We start from the raw sequence: 17,587 nt of genomic DNA, 5'->3' as shown, positions 1-17,587 counted from the left end.
GACCCGCCCCAGGATTATGTACATTTGTACATACCGATGGACGCGGGGCCCGCCGCCGGCCCGCCCCTGCAGACGAGCCCCGCGGAGCCACCCTTGACAGACCCCGCCGTGCGTCGGCGCCGCCAAGCCCTCTACCTCTTCTTCTTCGTCCCGGGTATCGCCATGTCGTCCTGGGTCACGCGCACCCCGGACGTGCGGGACCGACTGGGCGCTTCCACCGCGGAGATGGGGCTGATCCTCTTCGGCCTGTCCGTCGGATCGATGATCGGCATCCTGTGCTCCGGCCGCTTCGTGGAACGCCTCGGCACCCGGCCCGTGATCGTGCTCGGCACCGTCCTGATCGTTGCGGCCACGATCGTCATCGGCGCAGGCAGCGCCGCTTCGTCGCCTGCCCTGGTCACCGCCGGTCTCTTCCTCTTCGGTGCGGGCATGGGTTCGGGCGAGGTGGCGGTCAACGTGGACGGCGCCGACGTCGAACGCCTCACCGGCACACCGGTCCTGCCCACCCTGCACGGCTGCTTCAGCCTCGGCACGGTCGTCGGCGCCCTGGCCGGGATGACCGCCACGGCTGTGGAGCTCCCGGTCCACTGGCACCTCGCCGCGATCACAGTGGCCGCCACGGGCATGCTGATCCACGCCTCACGTGCGCTGCCGACGGGCGTCGGTCTCAGCACCCGGCGCCGGACCGCCGACCCTGCCGGGCACACCGACCCTGCCGGACACGCCGCGCCGCAGGTCTGGAAGGACCGCAAGCTGCTCCTCATCGGCGCGATCGTGCTGGCCATGGCGCTGGCCGAAGGGGCGGCCAATGACTGGCTGCCGCTGCTCATGGTGGACGGCCACGGCCTGGACGCCACAGCCGGTTCGCTCGTCTACGTCGGGTTCGCCGCCGCGATGACACTGGGCCGCTTCTGCGGCACGTTCTTCCTCGTCCGCTTCGGGCGTGCCACCGTCCTGCGGGCGAGCGCCCTCTCCGGTGCCCTCGGCCTCGTCCTGGTGATCTTCTCCGACAACGCGGCCGTCGCGGCGGCGTCCGTTCTCTTCTGGGGACTCGGCGCCTCGCTCGGCTTCCCGGTGGCCCTGTCGGCGGCCGGCGACTCGGGCCCGGACCAGACCGCGCGCGTCTCCCTGGTCGCCGTGATCGGCTACGTCGCGTTCCTCGTCGGACCACCCGCCCTCGGTTTCCTGGGTGACCACTACGGGCTGCGTACGGCCATGCTCGCGGTACTCGTGTTCGTCGCCTCCGCGATCCTGCTCGCGCCCGCCGCCGACACCCGCGAGCGGGCCGGCGCGACGCTGGACGCCTGACGCGGGGCCCGGCGAGCCTGGGTGCCCACCTGGCGGGGTACCGCGGCACCGACTCCGGCCTGCGCCTGCGCCTCAGTCGGAACCGGGGGACCCACTCGGACCGAGCGAGCCGTGACCGACCGACCCCACAGCAGCCGAAGCAGGACAGGACCGTACCGGTCACCCTCCGCGGCAAGTAGGGTCCATCATCGTGAAACTCGCGATCTTCGATCTGGACGGCACTCTGGTCGACCGCACCGGCGCCTTCGCCGATGCCATCACCTCCCTGAGCCATGACCACGCCTACGGCCCGGAGATCGAGCAGTGGCTGCTGACCGAGCTGGCCGACCACGCCGAGCGCCGTGACTTCGACCGACTGCGCGCCACCTTCCCCGTCAGTGAGAGCGCCGACCATCTGTGGCGCGTCTACATCGACCGCATGGCGGCCTCCATGCACTGCCGCCCTGCCGTACTCGACAGCCTGGAACGTCTCAAGCAGGCGGGCTGGAGCATCGGTGTCGCCACGAACGGCGCCAGCGACATCCAGCGGGCCAAGATCCACGCCACCGGTCTCTCCGACCTGATCGACGGGATCGCCGCTTCCGGTGACATCGACATACGCAAACCCGACCCACGGCTCTTCGAGCTCGCCGCCGCGCGATGCGGTACCCAGCTCACTCCGGGCGACTGGATGACCGGCGACAATCCGGAGACCGACATCGCCGGCGGCCATGACGCGGGCCTGCGCACCATCTGGGTCACCGGCCGTCCCTGGCCCGACGGACTGGTGACCCCGCACCACACGGTCGGCGACGTCGTGGAGGCCATCGATTACCTGCTCGACCAGGACTCGGCATAGCCGGGGACCGTCTCCCGGAACCGCGCTCACCGGTGCCAGGCGCGGGCGAGACGGTCTCCTCGGATCAACTCGACGGACGACGCGGGCCCGGTTTCGTACCCTGGCACGCATGCGGACCCGTCCCACCCTGCACTGGACCCCTCCCCCGGACCTGCCGCCGGCCACCACCGACCTCCGGCCGGTGGTCGACGCGCTCGGCGCCGGTGGCGTGCTGGTGCTCACCGGGGCGGGCATCTCCACGGAGTCGGGCATCCCCGCGTACCGGGGCGAGGGCGGCAGCCTGAGTCGGCACACGCCGATGACGTACCAGGACTTCACCGCGGGCCCGCAGGCCCGGCGACGCTACTGGGCCCGCAGCCACCTCGGGTGGCGTACCTTCGGCCGCGCCCGGCCCAACGCCGGGCACCAGGCGGTCGCCGCGTTCGCCCGGCACGGTCTGCTCTCGGGGGTGATCACCCAGAACGTCGACGGCCTGCACCAGGCCGCCGGTGCCGAGGGGGTGGTGGAGCTGCACGGCAGCCTGGCGAGAGTCCGGTGCCTGGCCTGCGGTGCCGTCACCTCGCGCCGTGACCTCGCGGTGCGGCTGGAAGAGGCCAACGCGGGGTTCCGGCCGGTGGCCGCGGGCATCAACCCCGACGGTGACGCCGATCTCTCCGACGACCAGGTCGCCGACTTCCGCGTCGTGCCCTGTGCGGACTGCGGCGGCATTCTCAAGCCCGACGTGGTGTTCTTCGGCGAGCCGGTGCCGGCGCAGCGGATCGAGGACTGCCGCGAGATGGTCCGGGCGGCGAGATCCCTGCTGGTTCTGGGGTCCTCGCTGACGGTGATGTCGGGACTCAGATTCGTCCGCCAGGCGGCCCAGTCGGACAAGCGGGTCCTCATCATCAACCGGGACCCCACCCGCGGTGACCAGCTCGCCCACACCCGTGTCAGCCTCCCGCTGGGAACCGCCCTGACGTCTGTCGCGGGCGCCCTGGGCCTTCGACGGATGCCGAACATCTGAGCGTGCGAGGCCCGGCAGCGACAGAGGTCCGGAACGCGCGGGTTTCCCTTCCAGGGGTATCGCAGCCATCCGGTGTCGGGGTCCAATGGTGTACGTCAGGCCCTTCCGCACCCGCACCGGTCAGAAGAGGCACGCCATGGATCCATCGCTGATCTGGTTGATCATCGCAGCCGTGCTGGCTGTGGCGGAGATCGCCACCCTTACCGCTGCGCTCGGAATGCTGAGTGTGTCCGCGCTGGTCACGGCGGGGTCCGCCGCGATCGGGCTGCCGCTGCCCTTCCAGTTTCTGGTGTTCACCCTCGTCGCCGCGGGCACCCTGGTGTTCGTGCGCCCCATCGCGCTGCGCCACCTGCTTCGGCCCCAAGTGGAACGATTCGGCATCGACGCTCTGGTCGGCAAGCCCGCCTATGTCCTCTCGGAGGTGACGGGCCTCGGCGGCAGGGTCCGCATCGACGGCGAGGAATGGACGGCCCGCGCCTATGACGAGACGCTGGTGATTCCGCCTGGAAAGACGGTCGATGTCATGGAGATCTGCGGCGCCACCGCCCTCGTCTACCCCCGGGACTGAAACCATGGAAACCTCGGCGTTCCTCATTGCCGGCCTGCTTGTCGCACTGATCGCGGTTTTCACCGTGGTGAGGGCGGTCCGCATCGTGCCGCAGGCGCGCGCTCGCAATGTCGAGCGACTAGGCCGTTACCACCGGACACTGACTCCTGGGCTCAGTCTCGTCATTCCGTTCATCGACCGGGTTCATCCCGTGATCGATCTCCGGGAACAGGTCGTCTCCTTCAAGCCGCAACCCGTGATCACCGAGGACAATCTGGTCGTCGAGATCGACACCGTTCTGTATTTCCAGGTCACCGACCCCCGAGCGGCGTTCTACGAGATCGCGAATTTCCTCCAGGCGGTCGAACAGCTCACCGTGACCACATTGCGCAACGTCGTGGGATCCATGGATCTGGAAAAGACCCTCACCTCGCGGGACACCATCAACAGCCAGCTCCGCGGCGTCCTGGACGAGGCCACCGGCAAGTGGGGGCTGAGGGTCAACCGAGTGGAGATCAAGGCCATCGATCCGCCGCAGTCCATCAAGGACGCGATGCAGAAGCAGATGCGAGCCGAGCGGGACAAGCGTGCCGCGATTCTCGGGGCCGAGGGCCAGCGCCAGTCGCAGATCCTCACCGCCGAGGGCGACAAGCAGGCCGCCGTCCTGCGCGCCGAGGGCAACCGCACCGCTGCGATCCTCCAGGCCGAGGGCCAGTCCCGGGCCATCGACGAGGTGTTCCAGGCCGTGCACCGCAATGACCCCGACCCCAAACTGCTGGCCTACCAGTACCTCCAGACGCTGCCCCAGCTGGCGCAGGGATCGGGGAACAACTTCTGGGTGATCCCCAGCGAGATCACCTCCGCGCTCCAGAACGTGTCCCGCGCGTTCACCGAGGTGCTGCCCCAGTCCCCGGCCACCCGTGAGAAGCCCTCGGACGACAGCGCCGAGCGGGCAGCTGACGACACCGCCGAGGCCGCGCAGGCCGCCGCAGCCGCCCTCGCGGACGCGGCCAAGGTCGACCGCGCCACCCCCGACGTCCTCCCGTCCGTGCCGCCCCGCTGAACCACGGCCCGTCCTCGGACGCGCATCCTGTGCCCGACGTCCGGCGTCGTGGCCCTGTAGAGCCGCCGCCGGGCAGATCGCACCGACCGACACCTTCACGCGCCACACACACGTGCTCCATAGTGTCCTCCGATCCGCCTTCCCGAGGATGAGACGACGAAGACCACGAAGAGGTGCAGTTGAACGGCCTTGGCACCGCGTCACCCGGCACGGCGACGGAAATAGTCCTGCTCGATCCCGAGGAGCACGTCATCGGGCGCCTCCGTTTCCGGGCCTGCCCGACCTGTCGCACGGGGCGGATCCTGGACGTCTGGGTCTGCGACGCCCGGCAGCGTCAGGGGCTGGGACGCGATCTCGTCCACTCCGTTCTCGCCCGTTGCCCCGGCTTCCAGTGGAGCACGACGGCCCAGACCCGCGACGGACGGGGCTTCTTCGAGACGATGGCCCGGGAGAGCGCGGTGCCCCTCCCCCACGGCGGCCCCCTGTGCTGCCACCTCATGGGTGGGTTCCGACGCACCTGGCACGGCCTGCTGGATCGCCGGCAGCACTCTGGGTCTCGCCACGGGTGAAGAGGCGACGCCGCCCGTAGCACCAACTGCCTGATGTGCAGCCGCTCGGCCGGATCGAGGGCGTTGAGGGCCCCCTCGTAGGCCCGCGCCCGGGTGAGCGCGCCCGAAGCCGCCTCTCCTCGGCTCAGCCGTCCAGTCCGAGGCCGACCTGCTGAAACCGGCCGAGCTGCGCGGCGCACTCACCCACGAACGAGAGCTCCGTTGAGCCGAGTTGAAGGCCGCGTACGTCTGCGGCCAGGCCCTGGGCGGACCGGCCGACGACTCCTCACCCGTGCGGTGGCCACCTCGGTCTGCTCGCCGACCGGATCGCCGCCGTCGAGGCGGCGATCAACGCCACCACCGGCCCACGCCAACCGATCACCGATCCCCCGCCCGGCACGGACCCGGCCCCACCCTGAGCCGCCCAGAGCACTAAAGTGCCGCGATCGGTTTCTGACGGCATCCGCGTTCGGCCGCTGACGCAGTGCCGTCCGGGCAAGTAGGCGTGACCAGTCGTCAGTAGGTCTCGGAGTCGGGGATCAGATGGACCGCAGCCTCCTCAGCCGATGCCCCGGCGCCGTCCAGCCCCAGGTCGGAAGCGATCAGGTCGGAGTCGGTGTTCTCATGGCTGCCCTCGTCGGGCGCGACCAGCCGTCCGGCGCGTTGGTCCCCGACCTCGTCGTCGATGAGCTCACCGTCGGTGTCCCAGGTGTCCCCCAGCCCGTCACCGTACGGGACACCGACGTCCGGCACCTCCTCGGACAGACGCTCGTCCAGGCTCTCGCCCCGCCGCTGCTCCGACCCCGTGACGCCGGTGTGCTCCACGCCCCAGGGCTTCTCCGGGGGCGACCAGCCCTCGTCCAGGGCCTCGTCGCCGCTCCGGAAGTCCAGGGTGTCCAGGGCGTCGAGCACTCCGGCGTCGTCCTGCACCTCGGAACCGTCCGGTTGGTAGACGTCGTCGCCCATCGCTTCGTCGGCCATCTGCGCTCCATCGTTGTTCGGGCCGGAGGGCCGGCGGCAAACCACCCCTCGCGGCGGGACTGCGTGAACGGAACCAGGTCCGTCCAGATCTCGACGACGGTCGCCCCGGCCCCTCGGCGCCGAGACGCTCGCTGCACCGGTCTCCCGGTCGCACGACCCGGATCACCTGCGCGGCCCCCAATGCCGCTGCACGTCACTCTAGAGCCGCTGTCCCCCGCAGGATCCCCCACGAGCGCACGACCACTGTCCCCACAGCGCACGGACGACGTCACTCACCACCAAGTGACGGACGTACGTGGAAGCGTTCGATCTCGAGTCGGACCTCGACGCCGTCCCTTCTCCACACGGATGCCGCGTGCGCCCGCCGCCGTGGCGATGGCGGCGTAGTCGGTGCGGACCGGCTCCGCGTCTGTTCGTCGCAACGTAGCCAGTGTGGCTGGTGTGATTACGGCGTCAGAGCCCTGCAAGACTGCCTCACCTGCCGGGCAGGCAGTTGGCGAGCCAGTCCGCCTGCTCCGCACGACTGACGCCACCATCGCCGTCCACCACATAGGCCAACGCCTCCATAAAGGTAGAACTTAGAGGCCAGAGGCAGTTCGGCCCCACGGCGACGACGAGACCGCTGGCTGAGATGTACGCGCGGAACTGGCTCGACCACATGCCCAGAGGGCTGTAGTTCTCTCCGTAGTGAAGCCTCAATTTGGACGCTCCCTCAGCGTCGTCGATACAGGCGTCAACGGGGTCCAGGTGCAGTGACGAACCGGGGACACGGCTCGAGGAACTCCTGATCAGCAGTTCGCCGAACTCGGCCCAGACCGCTACCGCCAGGTCGTTGAGTTCGAACCCGGCATCCGTCATTTGCCGCGTCCAGCCCGTAACGGAGATTTTGCGACCTGCTGTCCACCCAGCAGCACCAAGCGCGTCCAACACCGACGGACTGCAAGCGGTCGATGACTTACTGATGTGTTCTATGCGCGCTCCCGGTCGGCCGTGTCTGTTGCTCCACTCTGCCTCACATCCCGACCAACGGGCAGGGCCATTGGCAACGAAGGACACGAAGGTCGTTTACGGGCTCAACCCTCTTAGCGCGGTCCCCGCGGGCCGCGGGGACCACCCGGACCGCTTCGACGGCCCGGTGAAGCATCGGACACATCCGGAACGGGACGGCTCGCCCGCCGCTGCGGGGCATAGCGTCGTCGGCGTACGCACAGCACGGCATCCTCAGGAGACAGTCATGACCACCACGTCCCCACCCCCGAGCAGCCAACCGTGGCTGCATGAGAAGGGCGCCGTCATCCAGGAGTTCGGAACCGTGAAGCAGTTCCCGCTCGGACTGTCCTACGACGCGCGCATGTACTCCTGCCAGCGCACACGCTGAACTTCCCGTCACGGCAACCGCGTTACGTACGGCAGCGGCAGCAGCGTCGGTTGCCGACCGTCACTGGCGATACGCCCCCGTCGCGATCTCCACGAAGGACCGGATCAACGGGTTGGTGTCGCCTTCGTTCCACACCGCCACCACGCGGCTCGGGGCCATGTCGATCAGCGGCACCACGGCCAGCTCGGCGGGCAGGTCGTGGCCGAGCGGGGCCAGGCCGATCGTGCCGTTCCACAGCACGGCCTGCAGGCACTCCTGGACGGCCCGCACCACGGGACCCTCGCGCGGTGTCCCGCCGTTCCAGTACGACTGCCAGACGGGGTCCGTGCCCCGCGGGAACTGGAACCAGCGGCGATCGTCGAGTTCGGCCAGCCGCAGCCGGTCGCGGCGGGCCAGCGGATCGTCGGCGCGCAGGACGACGCCGACTGGATCGGCGCGCAGCACACGCACCGTCAGGGCGGTTTCGTCGAACGGCGCTCGTGTCAGGGCGACATCGACGACTCCGGTGCGCAGCCCGCACGTCGGGTCGGTCAGATCGGTGTCGCGGACGCGGATGTCGATGCCGGGGTGGCTCCGACGGTAGGCGGCGGCCAGCCTGGCCACTCCGGGATCGGTGCCGTCGCCCAGAATCCCGACGGTGAGGGTCGTCATGCCGGCCGCCGCGCTGACCCGGACACGTACGCGGTCGGCGTGTTCGAGCAGTGCCCGCGCCTCGTCGAGCAGCACCGTGCCCACCGGCGTGAGGGCGACACCCGCGGGCGAGCGGGCGAACAGCAGGGCCCCGACCTCGGCCTCCAACTGCTTGATCGCCCGGCTCAGCGGCGGCTGGCTCATGTGCAGTCGGGTCGCGGCTCGGCCGAAGTGGAGTTCCTCGGCGACCGCCACGAAGTAGCGCAAGGTCCGTAGCTCCACGCTGCAACCATACCCAGCGGGTATCGGTGCCGCAGGACAGGTCTTGGACACCGGCAGGGGGCCGGCGGTGGACTCGGGGACATGACCGACGCAGCAAGGAGCAGCGAACCGCAGGCCGACCCCGCCGTATCGGTGGTGGGTCCGGGCGAGGGCGAGACGATCGCTCTCGGCACCACGCGCAGGCGGGTTCCTGAGGAACGGCAGCCGCATCGGGCAAGGCTGACACCACAGACCGACATCGACGCGATGAGCCGTCACACCCCTGCGCCTGCCTGAAGTCGAACCGACAGACACGATCGACGGGCCCCGGAAACCGGCGGTCCATGAACGGGAACCATGAACATCGCCTATTGGATCGTCGCGGGACTCCTCGCCCTCTTCTACCTCTACGCGGGCGTCCTGAAAGTGACCCGCAGTCGCGAGCAGCTCCGGCCGATGATGGCCTGGGTCGACCGCTTGCCGATGCCCGTCGTCAGGGCGCTGGGAACGGTCGAACTGCTCGGCGCGGCCGGACTGATCCTGCCGCCGCTGACCGGCATCGCGCCCTCGCTGGCTACGGCCGCGGCCATCGGCTTCCTGCTCCTGCAGGCCGGTGCGATCGCAGTCCACCTGACCGGTGAGGACCGCCGGATCACCCTCAACCTCGGGCTCGTCGCCGCCACCGCCGTGACCGTCTGGCTGGCCGTGGCGACGTCCGGCTGAGGCCGGGCACCGCTCACCCGAGGACGGTGACCGCAGCGGCGGAGCCGTCACTACGATCACCCCCATGGATTGGCTCGAACGCCTCGCGAAGCTCCGGCAGTGGACCAGGAACGGCACACGGGCCCCGCACAAGCCACTGCTCCTGCTGTACGCCCTCGGCCGGTACCAGGAGGACACGGGCAGCGCGCTGCGATACACGGCGGTGGAGGAGGATCTGCGACGACTGCTGACCGAGTACGGGCCGCCCAACAGGACGTCACCCGCGTACCCGTTCCACCATCTGGTGAGCGACGGGGTGTGGGAGGTGCGGACCGACCGCGGGCACGGCAGCCCCGGCAGCGGAGTACGGGATCTGCGCCGGACCGGTGCCACCGGGCGGCTCGCCCCGGAGCTCAGAACCGCTCTGGACGGCGACCCGGAACTGCTGGGCCGGATAGCCCAGTTGCTGCTCGATCTGCACTTTCCGCCCTCTCTGCACGAGGAGTTGCGGGAAGCGGTCGGCCTGGAACCGGAGGTGGCGCCGACCGAACACCTCCCGTCCCTGCGGAGGCGGCAGCGGGACCGGCGCATGCGCGAGACCGTGCTGACCGCCTACGAGTACCGGTGTGCCTTCTGTGGCTACGACGGCAGGATCAGCACCGTCCCGGTCGGCCTGGAAGCCGCGCATGTCCGCTGGTGGGCGTTCGGCGGTCCGGACGACGTGGACAACGGTCTGTGCCTGTGCTCGCTGCACCACAAGCTCTTCGACAAGGGCGTCCTCGGGGTCGACGCCGACCACCGCATCCTGGTCTCCCAGCGCTTCGTGGGCCACAGCCCCGCCGCTCGCGACCAGGTCGTCGCGCTGGCCGGACGCCCGCTGGTCGGGCCGCAGCCCGGCATCCCCCGTGTCGCGGCCGACCATCTCGCCTGGCACACCGGCCAGGTGTTCCACGGCGCACCGCGCCCTGCCGCCGACGCCTGACGCACGTCGGTCCGCGCAGATGTCAGACGTGGTGGCCGTAGGAGTGCGGGTCGACCGGCCCACAGCCGGTGGACCGCCAGGCGGTCGCCACCTGGCTCCCCGCCAGCCGCCCGCACGACCCGACGGGCGCCGACACCGGCCACGTGAACGCCCACTCCGGCGGCGCACGAGCCACACCCTGAGCGATGAGTTCGGCTGAGCGAAGCAGTCTCACCAGTGTGAGCGACCGACGGGAGTGGCGATGGGCAAGCTGAAGCAGGTGGCCGACGGCGTCTGGGTCCGGCAGAGCGAGTGGGTGTGGAGCAACTCCGTCGTGGTGCGCGGTGACGACGGGCTGATCCTGATCGATCCCGGCATCCACGGCTCCGAGCTGGACCAGCTCGCCGACGCCGTGGACCAGCTCGGTGTCCCGGTGGTCGCGGGGTTCTGCACCCACCCGCACTGGGACCACCTGCTCTGGCATTCCCGGTTCGGCGACGTGCCGCGCTACGCCACTCCCGCCGCCGCCCAGGTGGCCGCCGAGGCCAGGGAGAGGGCACAGGCGATGGCGGCGCAGAGCGCGTCCGACGTCCCTCTCGAACTGGTCGCTCTCCTCACCCCGCTGCCCGCGACCGGCGGACCCGTTCCGGGCGAGGTCATCGAGCATCGGGCGCACGCCGTCGGTCACGCCACGATGCTCCTCGCGGACCGGGGCGTCCTGATCGTGGGCGACATGCTCTCGGACGTACTCATCCCGCTCTTCGACGTACGCCAGGACGATCAGGTGGCCGCCTACGAGGAGGCGCTCGACCGGCTGGACGCGGCGGCCGGGCACGCCGACGTGGTGATCCCCGGCCACGGCGCGGTCGCCGAGGGCGCCCAGGTCGCGGCCCGCCTCGCCGCCGATCGTGCCTACGTCGACGCGCTGCGGCGAGGGGAGGAACCGGTCGACGCACGTCTGGGACCGCATGCGGACTGGCTCTACGGCCCCCACCGGTCCAACCAGGAGCAGGTTCGGGGGCGGTAGCCTCCCGTAATTCGGTTGACCGGGCCACGGGCCACCGCTGCACTGTGGCCAGGCCTCACCAGTCGTGGGGCCGGGATCCCGAGGAGGCAGCGGCCGCGATGGAGATACGTTCCACGACCGACGAGGATTTCGACGTCTTCGTCGACACCGTCCATGCGGCGTTCGGACACTTCCCGGAGACTCCGACCGAGGGCGGCGGACTGTGGTGGTCGGCGCTCGAAACGGACCGCTGCCTGCTCGCCCGGACAGCCGATGGACGGCCGATGGGTACCGCCGCCACGCACTCCTTCGAGCTCACCCTGCCCGGCGGGACCCTCGTCCCGGCACCCGGGGTGACCGCAGTAGGCGTCCTGCCCTCGCACCGACGCCGGGGGGTGCTCAGCGCGATGATGCGGCACCAACTCACCGACCTGCGGGCCGGCGGCGACTTTCTCTCCGTGCTGCTCGCCTCTGAGGCCCTGATCTACGGCAGGTTCGGCTACGGGCCGGCGACCTACACACAGCGCCTGACCGTGCAGCGCCATCGGGCCGCCTTCGCCCGCCCTCGCGCCCGCGCCACGCCCGGCGCACCGGCGGTCGGCCAGGACGCCGGCACGATCGAGGTGCTGCGCCGTGCCGAGTGCGGCGAGATCCTGGAAGAGGTCTACGACCGGTACCGCCGCGCCCAGCCCGGCGCGCTGTCCCGGCCGCACCGCTGGTGGGACCTGCGCGCGGGGCAGCCCCCGATCTCGCCCGCGCCGCGTTACGTCGCCGTACACCGGGACGCCGACGGTGTACCGGACGGGTACGCCAGCTACTCGATCGACGACTCCCGGACCCTGAAGGTCGACGAGACCATCACCGGCGACGACAACGTCTTCACCGCACTGGCCCGCTTCGTGCTCGGCCATGACCTGGTCTCCGAGGTCGTGTTCCGCCACGTCCCGCCCCACCATCCGCTGCGCTGGCAGCTCGCGGACTTCCGTGCCGCCGAGGTGAGCGGCGACACGGACTGGCTGTGGGTACGGCTGCTGGACGTCCCCCGTGCGCTGACCGCGCGGGGCTGGTTCACGGACGGCGAGCTCGTCCTCGACGTCGACGACCCCTTCCTCGACGAGCACAACCGCTACCTGCTGACCGTCCAGGACGGCAAGGCCGACTGCGTCCCGACCGACCGGGAGCCCGACCTGTCCCTGGACGTGAACGACCTGGGATCGGTCTACCTCGGCGGCACCGCCCCGAGCACCCTCGTGCGCGCCGGGCACATCCGCGCCCACCACCCGGACGCGGTCCCCCTGGCCGACGCCCTCTTCAGCTCCGACCGCGCTCCGCACTGCCTGCACTGGTTCTGAGGAGGCGCGATACCGGTGCCTTCGGCACGAGCCAGTGCTCTCGTCGCTGCGACGACGAGGGTCGCAGCCGCGTGACCGCCAGTTCCTCGGTCACACCGTGGCCTGTTCGCCGGGAGGCGGAGGCGGAGACGGGGCGCCCGGGGCCCGCCGTCATCCGGCTGACAGCCTCTGGCCGACGGCGGGCCCCGGACCCCCGACCCCACCGAAGCCCTTGATCACCCACACCCACCGGCCCTCTACGGTGGCACCGTGGAACTCCTGCATCTGCGTTACTTCGTCGCTGTCGCACAGGAACTGAACTTCTCCATGGCGGCCCGCAAGCTGCACATGGCCGCCTCTCCGCTGAGCAGACGGATCAAGGATCTCGAGAGCGAGCTCGGGCATCGGCTGTTCGACCGCGACACCCACCATGTGACCCTCACTCCGGCCGGCAACGCCCTGCTGCCGATCGCGCGGGGTGTGCTGGAGCAGGTCGACTCCATCAAGTGGCGCCTCGACGAGACGGCCCGGCCGCGGCGGGCCATCCTGCTGCTGGGGGTGCCCAGCGGCATCCATCCGGATCTGCGGGAGCGAATGGACGCCCTGGCCGAGCGGGTCCGCGACCGGTTCGAGATCAAGCGCTGGCCGGGCGGCACCGACCGGCTCGTGGACGCCGTCTGCGACGGCAGGCTCGCGCTGACGCTGGCCCGCCTCCCGGCAGGCGGGGACCCCGCGCTGGAACTGCTGCCGGTGATGTCGGAACGGCTCGGCGCGGTCGTCCCCAGGGACCGGTTCGCCGGACGCGACGCCGTCGCCCTGACGGAACTGACCGAACTCGCCTACGTCACCTCCCCGACGGCCGTCACCAACGCGTACTTCCGTGGACTCGATCAGCAGCTTTCCGAACTCGGCATCAAGAAGCGTATCGAAATCAACAGTGCCGCTTTCGAGGGAATCAGCGAGATAGTGTCGAGTGGTCTGGCCTTCTCCATTTCCATGCTGGATTCCAGAAGCCCTGTACAGAATTACCATCTGGAGAATGTCACCGTACTGCCGTTCTCCGATTTCCACCCACGGCTGGAGACCGGGCTGATCTGGCGCAAGGACCGAGCCCAGGGCGGCGACCTGGAGGAAGTCGTGACAGCGGCCCGCGAGATCTTCGCCGAACCACTTCGTTCATAACCACCTTGGAACCTTCACGAAAGGCGGTACGACCACTGCGGTCATACCGCCTTTCGCTATTCGGTCACTCCCTGAGCTGTCCCCTCGAACACTTCTCGCTGTAACTTAGTTTCCAGATACACAGAAAGCGCGAAACAAGGAGTGAAGGGAAGTTATGACGGACCTCGCAGACACCGTCTCCGGCCCTCTTGAGGGCACCCGCGTGATCGACCTGTCGACCGTGGTGATGGGTCCCTACGCCGCCCAGATCCTCGGGGACCTCGGCGCCGACGTGATCAAGATCGAGTCGCCCGCCGACACCGTCCGGGTCGGCCACTACCGCACCACGCCGGGCATGACCCCGCTGAACCTCAACGTCAACCGCAACAAGCGCAGTGTGTCCCTCGACCTCAAGGACGACACGGACCGCGAGCGGGCGCTCAGGCTGATCGACACCGCTGACGTACTGATCACCAACATGCGCCCCGGTGCCCTGCACCGCCTTGGCCTGTCCTACGACGACATCGCCGCCCGCAACCCCGGCCTGGTCTACGCCCACGCGCAGGGGTTCCGCAGCGACTCCGACCGGGCCGGCCACGCCGCGTACGACGAGACCGTGCAGGCCGCCTCCGGTCTTGTCGACATCGCCGACCGGGCGCTCGGCGAGCCCGTCTACCTGCCGACCATCATCGGCGACAAGGTCTCCTCGCTGACCATCGCCTACAGCGTCCTCGCCGCCCTGCTGCACCGCGGCCGCACCGGTGAGGGCCAGCTCGTCGAGATCCCCATGACGGACACGTTGATCGCGTTCAACATCGTGGAGCACCTGGCGGGCCACACCCACGTGCCCGAGACCGGCCCCACCGGCTTCGCGCTGTCGATGCTCAAGGGCCACAGGGCGGTGCGCACCAAGGACGGCCTGGCCTGCGTGATGCCGTACAACCCGAAGAACTACCGGGACTTCCTCACCGCCGCCGGACGTCCGGACCTCGCCGGCGACCCGCGTGTCAACGGTGACGCCATCGACAGCGCCGACCACGAGGACCTGGCCGCGCTCCTTGAGACCTGCGCCCCGGCGCTGACCACCGAGGAGTGGGCGGAGGTGTGCGCCGAGCACAGCATCCCGATGGCCCCGGTGCTGGAACTGGACCGCGCCCACGAGGACCCGTACGTCCGCGACGGCCACCTCCTCGACACCGTCGAGCACCCCACCGAGGGCACGGTCCGCACCATCGGCATCCCGGTGCGGTTCTCCGCCACCCCTGGCTCGATCCGCCGTCTGGCCCCGGTCGCGGGCCAGGACACCGAGGACGTCCTCGCCGAACTCGACGCCGCCGCACGCTGACCGTCACAGGAGGACAGCCATGAGCACCACCACGGAACACCCCGCCACCACCCCCGTCGTCCGCACCGAACGCATCGGCTCCACCCTGCTGATCACCCTCGACCGCCCCGAGGCCCGCAATGCCGTGAACGCCGCGGTCGCCACCGCCCTGGCCGACGCACTCGACGCGCTGGAGGCCGACCCCGCCCTGCGGGTCGGCGTCCTGACCGGCGAGGGCGGCACGTTCAGCGCCGGCATGGATCTCAAGGCCGCCCTGCGTGGCGAGTCGCCCGAGGTCGAGGGCCGCGGGTTCGGCGGCCTGACCGAGGCCGAGCCGGCCAAGCCCCTGATCGCCGCCGTGGAGGGCTTCGCCATGGGCGGCGGCTTCGAACTGGCCCTGGCCTGCGACCTGATCGTCGCCGCCGAGGACGCCCGGTTCGCCCTGCCCGAGGTCAAGCGCGGCCTGATCGCCGCGGGCGGCGGCGTGATCCGCCTGCCCCGGCGCATCCCGCATCACCTGGCCATGGAGCTGCTGCTGACCGGCGAGGCCGTCGGCGGCCGCCGCGCCGCCGAACTGGGCCTGGCCAACCGCGTCACCGCCAGGGGGCAGGCCGTCGCCGAGGCCCTGCGACTGGCCAACGCGTAGCGGAGAACGCCCCGTTGGCCCTGGCCGCCGTCAAGCGCGTCGTTCGCGCCGCCGACGGTGCGTCGGACGCCGAGGCCTTCGCCTTCCAGCGCGGCGCGATGAGGGCCCTGATGGCCTCGGAGGACGTACGCGAGGGCATGACCGCGTTCGCCGAGCGCCGCGCCCCGCGCTGGACGGGGCGGTGAGAGCCATGCGTGCACAGGACGTACGGCAGCTCCTGACCACCCCGCTGACTAGCCCCGCGTACCCGCCGACGGTCCCGCGGTTCAGCGACCGCGAGTACCTCAACGTCGTCTACCGCACCGACCCCGACGCGCTGCGGGCCGTCGTCCCCGAACCGCTGCGGGTCGACGAGCCGCTGGTCCGGTTCGAGGTCATGAAGATGGGCGACGTCAGCGGCTACGGCCCCTACACGGAGGCCGGCCAGGCGATCCCCGTCCGCTTCGAGGGCGAGCGGGGCGAATACCTGCACGCCATGTACCTCGATAGCTTCCCGGCGACCGCCTCCGGCCGCGAGGTCGCCGCCTACCCGAAGGTCATCGCCTCGCCGTCGCTGACCGTCGACTCCGGTGCGCTCGTCGGCACGCTGGACCACGGCAGGCTGCGGGTCGCCACCGCGACGATGGGCTACAAGCACCACGAACTGGACCCGCGCCAGGCCGAGGCGCAGATCGCCGTACCGACGTACATGCTCAAGACGATCCCCGGCTACGACGGCATGCCACGCGTGCAGGAACTCGTCCGCACCCGCATCACCGACCTCACCGTCAAGGAGGCCTGGACCGGCCCCGCCCGGCTCCAGCTCTTCCAGCACGTGCTGGCCCCGCTGGCGGACCTGCCCGTGCTGGAGGTCGTCTCCGCCGGCCACATCGTCACCGACCTGACGCTGAACGGCGTCGAGCCGGTCCACGACTACCTGAAGGGAGGTGCTTCCTCATGACCCGCCCCTTCCGTACGGCCGCCGTCATCGGCGCCGGAACCATCGGACTGTCCTGGACGGCGCTGTTCGCGGCGCACGGTCTGACCGTCCGGGTGAGCGACCCGCGCGAGGACCTCGCCTGGGCCGTCGCCGACGCCCTGGAGCGGTACGCCCCGCACCTGGCCGCCCGCGGTCTGGACGTGACCGGCCTCGCCGACCGGGTGCGCATCTCGGCCGACGTGACCGAAGCGGTCCAGGACGCGGACGTCGTCCAGGAGAACGGCCCGGAGCGGGTGGAGTTCAAGAAGGACCTGTTCGCCCGGCTGGCCCGTGCGACCCCCGCCCACGCGCTGCTGCTCAGCTCCTCGTCGGCGATCCCGTCGACCGCGTTCACGGGCGAGATGGCGGAGGAGGACGCCGCACGCGTCCTGATCGGCCATCCCTTCAACCCGCCGCACCTGGTCCCGCTGGTGGAGGTCGTGCCCGGCGAACGCACCGGTGAGCACGCCGTGCGGGCCGCGCTGGACTTCTACACCTCGGTCGGCCGCACCCCGGTCGTCGAGCGCAAGGAGATCCCCGGGTTCGTCGGCAACCGCCTGCAGAACGCCCTCAGCCGCGAGGCGGTCCACCTCGTCGAGCAGGGCGTGGTGACCCCCGAGGACCTCGACAGGGTCGTGACCAACTCCCTGGGCCTGCGCTGGGCCACCGTCGGGCCGTTCCTCGGCTCCCACCTGGGCGGCGGCCCCGGCGGCTACCGGCACCTCCTCGAGCACATCGGCACCTCGATGCAGGACATGGGAAACGGCGCCGACCGCCCCGCGCAGACCCCCGAACAGCGAGAACGGCTCATCGAAGCCGTCGAGAAGGCTTACGGATCCTCCACGTACTCGGCGCTCGCCGAGGCGCGCGACCGCAAGCAGTTGGCGGTCCTGGACGCGCTGGACGCGGCCCGGACGGCCGCCCCGAAGGAGGAGAACTGA

The 17,587-nt window shown here is 70.4% G+C and carries 18 protein-coding genes and 2 pseudogenes; 17 read left to right on the top strand and 3 right to left on the bottom strand.

Features of this window, described 5'->3' with window-relative positions:
* The first annotated feature begins 93 nt into the window (after positions 1-93).
* From AOJ26_RS04960 to AOJ26_RS45155, 6 genes are all read left to right on the top strand, one after another.
* Positions 94-1,308 carry an MFS transporter gene (locus tag AOJ26_RS04960; protein ID WP_053846950.1) on the top strand — a complete coding sequence of 405 codons (1,215 nt, stop codon included), beginning with the start codon at positions 94-96 and terminating at the stop codon, positions 1,306-1,308.
* Positions 1,309-1,498: 190 nt separating this feature from the next.
* On the top strand, positions 1,499-2,146 hold the full coding sequence (locus AOJ26_RS04955; RefSeq protein ID WP_053846926.1) for an HAD family hydrolase: 648 nt from the start codon (positions 1,499-1,501) through the stop codon (positions 2,144-2,146).
* Between the two features lie 109 nt (positions 2,147-2,255).
* Positions 2,256-3,149, top strand: a complete 894-nt coding sequence (locus tag AOJ26_RS04950; RefSeq protein ID WP_053846925.1) for an NAD-dependent protein deacetylase — start codon at positions 2,256-2,258, stop codon at positions 3,147-3,149.
* A 136-nt stretch (positions 3,150-3,285) separates the two neighbouring features.
* Complete coding sequence (locus tag AOJ26_RS04945) at positions 3,286-3,717, top strand: NfeD family protein (RefSeq protein WP_053846949.1); 432 nt, start codon at positions 3,286-3,288, stop codon at positions 3,715-3,717.
* Between the two features lie 4 nt (positions 3,718-3,721).
* On the top strand, positions 3,722-4,759 hold the full coding sequence (locus AOJ26_RS04940) for an SPFH domain-containing protein (RefSeq protein ID WP_053846924.1): 1,038 nt from the start codon (positions 3,722-3,724) through the stop codon (positions 4,757-4,759).
* 173 nt (positions 4,760-4,932) lie between these two features.
* Positions 4,933-5,328, top strand: coding sequence for a GNAT family N-acetyltransferase (locus AOJ26_RS45155; RefSeq protein ID WP_053846923.1), 396 nt, complete (start codon positions 4,933-4,935; stop codon positions 5,326-5,328).
* Between the two features lie 495 nt (positions 5,329-5,823).
* Here AOJ26_RS45155 and AOJ26_RS04930 read toward each other — a convergent pair whose 3' ends face one another.
* Together AOJ26_RS04930 and AOJ26_RS04925 are read right to left on the bottom strand one after the other, a co-directional pair.
* On the bottom strand, positions 5,824-6,288 hold the full coding sequence (locus AOJ26_RS04930; RefSeq protein WP_053846922.1) for a DUF5709 domain-containing protein: 465 nt from the start codon (positions 6,286-6,288) through the stop codon (positions 5,824-5,826).
* Positions 6,289-6,762: 474 nt separating this feature from the next.
* A complete protein-coding gene (locus tag AOJ26_RS04925; protein ID WP_159044208.1) occupies positions 6,763-7,218 on the bottom strand; it encodes an SUKH-3 domain-containing protein in 456 nt (151 codons plus the stop codon).
* 304 nt (positions 7,219-7,522) lie between these two features.
* On the opposite strand from AOJ26_RS04925, the pseudogene AOJ26_RS41470 reads away from it, so the two are divergent.
* Positions 7,523-7,657: pseudogene (locus AOJ26_RS41470) on the top strand (DNA starvation/stationary phase protection protein); the annotation flags it as partial.
* 69 nt (positions 7,658-7,726) lie between these two features.
* Here the strand turns inward: AOJ26_RS41470 and AOJ26_RS04920 are convergent.
* Positions 7,727-8,578: a LysR family transcriptional regulator gene (locus AOJ26_RS04920; RefSeq protein ID WP_234358441.1), complete on the bottom strand. Its 852-nt coding sequence runs from the start codon at positions 8,576-8,578 to the stop codon at positions 7,727-7,729.
* An 81-nt stretch (positions 8,579-8,659) separates the two neighbouring features.
* On the opposite strand from AOJ26_RS04920, the gene AOJ26_RS45150 reads away from it, so the two are divergent.
* The 10 genes and pseudogenes from AOJ26_RS45150 (at position 8,660) to AOJ26_RS04875 (ending at position 17,587) form a co-directional block, all read left to right on the top strand.
* A complete protein-coding gene (locus AOJ26_RS45150; protein WP_373413154.1) occupies positions 8,660-8,854 on the top strand; it encodes a hypothetical protein in 195 nt (64 codons plus the stop codon).
* A gap of 60 nt (positions 8,855-8,914) precedes the next feature.
* The gene (locus AOJ26_RS04915; protein WP_053846919.1) at positions 8,915-9,280 is read left to right on the top strand and encodes a DoxX family protein; all 366 of its coding nucleotides are present in this window, start codon (positions 8,915-8,917) and stop codon (positions 9,278-9,280) included.
* A 64-nt stretch (positions 9,281-9,344) separates the two neighbouring features.
* Positions 9,345-10,241: a phosphorothioated DNA-binding restriction endonuclease gene (locus tag AOJ26_RS04910; protein WP_053846918.1), complete on the top strand. Its 897-nt coding sequence runs from the start codon at positions 9,345-9,347 to the stop codon at positions 10,239-10,241.
* Between the two features lie 241 nt (positions 10,242-10,482).
* A complete protein-coding gene (locus AOJ26_RS04905) occupies positions 10,483-11,247 on the top strand; it encodes an MBL fold metallo-hydrolase (RefSeq protein WP_053846917.1) in 765 nt (254 codons plus the stop codon).
* Positions 11,248-11,345: 98 nt separating this feature from the next.
* On the top strand, positions 11,346-12,578 hold the full coding sequence (locus AOJ26_RS04900; RefSeq protein ID WP_053846916.1) for a GNAT family N-acetyltransferase: 1,233 nt from the start codon (positions 11,346-11,348) through the stop codon (positions 12,576-12,578).
* 249 nt (positions 12,579-12,827) lie between these two features.
* Positions 12,828-13,739 (top strand): LysR family transcriptional regulator, encoded by a 912-nt coding sequence (locus tag AOJ26_RS04895; protein ID WP_053846915.1) that lies wholly within the window; start codon positions 12,828-12,830, stop codon positions 13,737-13,739.
* A gap of 154 nt (positions 13,740-13,893) precedes the next feature.
* Positions 13,894-15,063, top strand: a complete 1,170-nt coding sequence (locus AOJ26_RS04890) for a CaiB/BaiF CoA transferase family protein (protein WP_053846914.1) — start codon at positions 13,894-13,896, stop codon at positions 15,061-15,063.
* 19 nt (positions 15,064-15,082) lie between these two features.
* Positions 15,083-15,873, top strand: a pseudogene (locus AOJ26_RS04885) (crotonase/enoyl-CoA hydratase family protein).
* 5 nt (positions 15,874-15,878) lie between these two features.
* Positions 15,879-16,628, top strand: a complete 750-nt coding sequence (locus tag AOJ26_RS04880; RefSeq protein WP_053846913.1) for an acetoacetate decarboxylase — start codon at positions 15,879-15,881, stop codon at positions 16,626-16,628.
* A complete protein-coding gene (locus tag AOJ26_RS04875) occupies positions 16,625-17,587 on the top strand; it encodes a 3-hydroxyacyl-CoA dehydrogenase NAD-binding domain-containing protein (RefSeq protein ID WP_053846912.1) in 963 nt (320 codons plus the stop codon). The genes AOJ26_RS04880 and AOJ26_RS04875 overlap by 4 nt, the downstream gene beginning before the upstream one ends.

Source organism: Streptomyces sp. NRRL B-24085 (assembly GCF_001282115.1).
Lineage (GTDB): Bacteria > Actinomycetota > Actinomycetes > Streptomycetales > Streptomycetaceae > Streptomyces.
The sequence above is the reverse complement of the archived record's forward strand: the minus strand, read 5'-3'. Positions and strand labels throughout refer to the sequence as shown.

What these genes read in the sequence shown, in the direction of transcription:
- AOJ26_RS04950 (WP_053846925.1), top strand. Translation starts at nt 2,256, where the DNA reads ATGCGGACCCGTCCCACCCTGCACTGGACCCCTCCCCCGGACCTGCCG.
- AOJ26_RS04945 (WP_053846949.1), top strand. Translation starts at nt 3,286, where the DNA reads ATGGATCCATCGCTGATCTGGTTGATCATCGCAGCCGTGCTGGCTGTG.
- AOJ26_RS04940 (WP_053846924.1), top strand. Translation starts at nt 3,722, where the DNA reads ATGGAAACCTCGGCGTTCCTCATTGCCGGCCTGCTTGTCGCACTGATC.
- AOJ26_RS04930 (WP_053846922.1), bottom strand. Translation starts at nt 6,288, where the DNA reads ATGGCCGACGAAGCGATGGGCGACGACGTCTACCAACCGGACGGTTCC.
- AOJ26_RS45150 (WP_373413154.1), top strand. Translation starts at nt 8,660, where the DNA reads ATGACCGACGCAGCAAGGAGCAGCGAACCGCAGGCCGACCCCGCCGTA.
- AOJ26_RS04915 (WP_053846919.1), top strand. Translation starts at nt 8,915, where the DNA reads ATGAACATCGCCTATTGGATCGTCGCGGGACTCCTCGCCCTCTTCTAC.
- AOJ26_RS04910 (WP_053846918.1), top strand. Translation starts at nt 9,345, where the DNA reads ATGGATTGGCTCGAACGCCTCGCGAAGCTCCGGCAGTGGACCAGGAAC.
- AOJ26_RS04905 (WP_053846917.1), top strand. Translation starts at nt 10,483, where the DNA reads ATGGGCAAGCTGAAGCAGGTGGCCGACGGCGTCTGGGTCCGGCAGAGC.
- AOJ26_RS04900 (WP_053846916.1), top strand. Translation starts at nt 11,346, where the DNA reads ATGGAGATACGTTCCACGACCGACGAGGATTTCGACGTCTTCGTCGAC.
- AOJ26_RS04890 (WP_053846914.1), top strand. Translation starts at nt 13,894, where the DNA reads ATGACGGACCTCGCAGACACCGTCTCCGGCCCTCTTGAGGGCACCCGC.
- AOJ26_RS04880 (WP_053846913.1), top strand. Translation starts at nt 15,879, where the DNA reads ATGCGTGCACAGGACGTACGGCAGCTCCTGACCACCCCGCTGACTAGC.
- AOJ26_RS04875 (WP_053846912.1), top strand. Translation starts at nt 16,625, where the DNA reads ATGACCCGCCCCTTCCGTACGGCCGCCGTCATCGGCGCCGGAACCATC.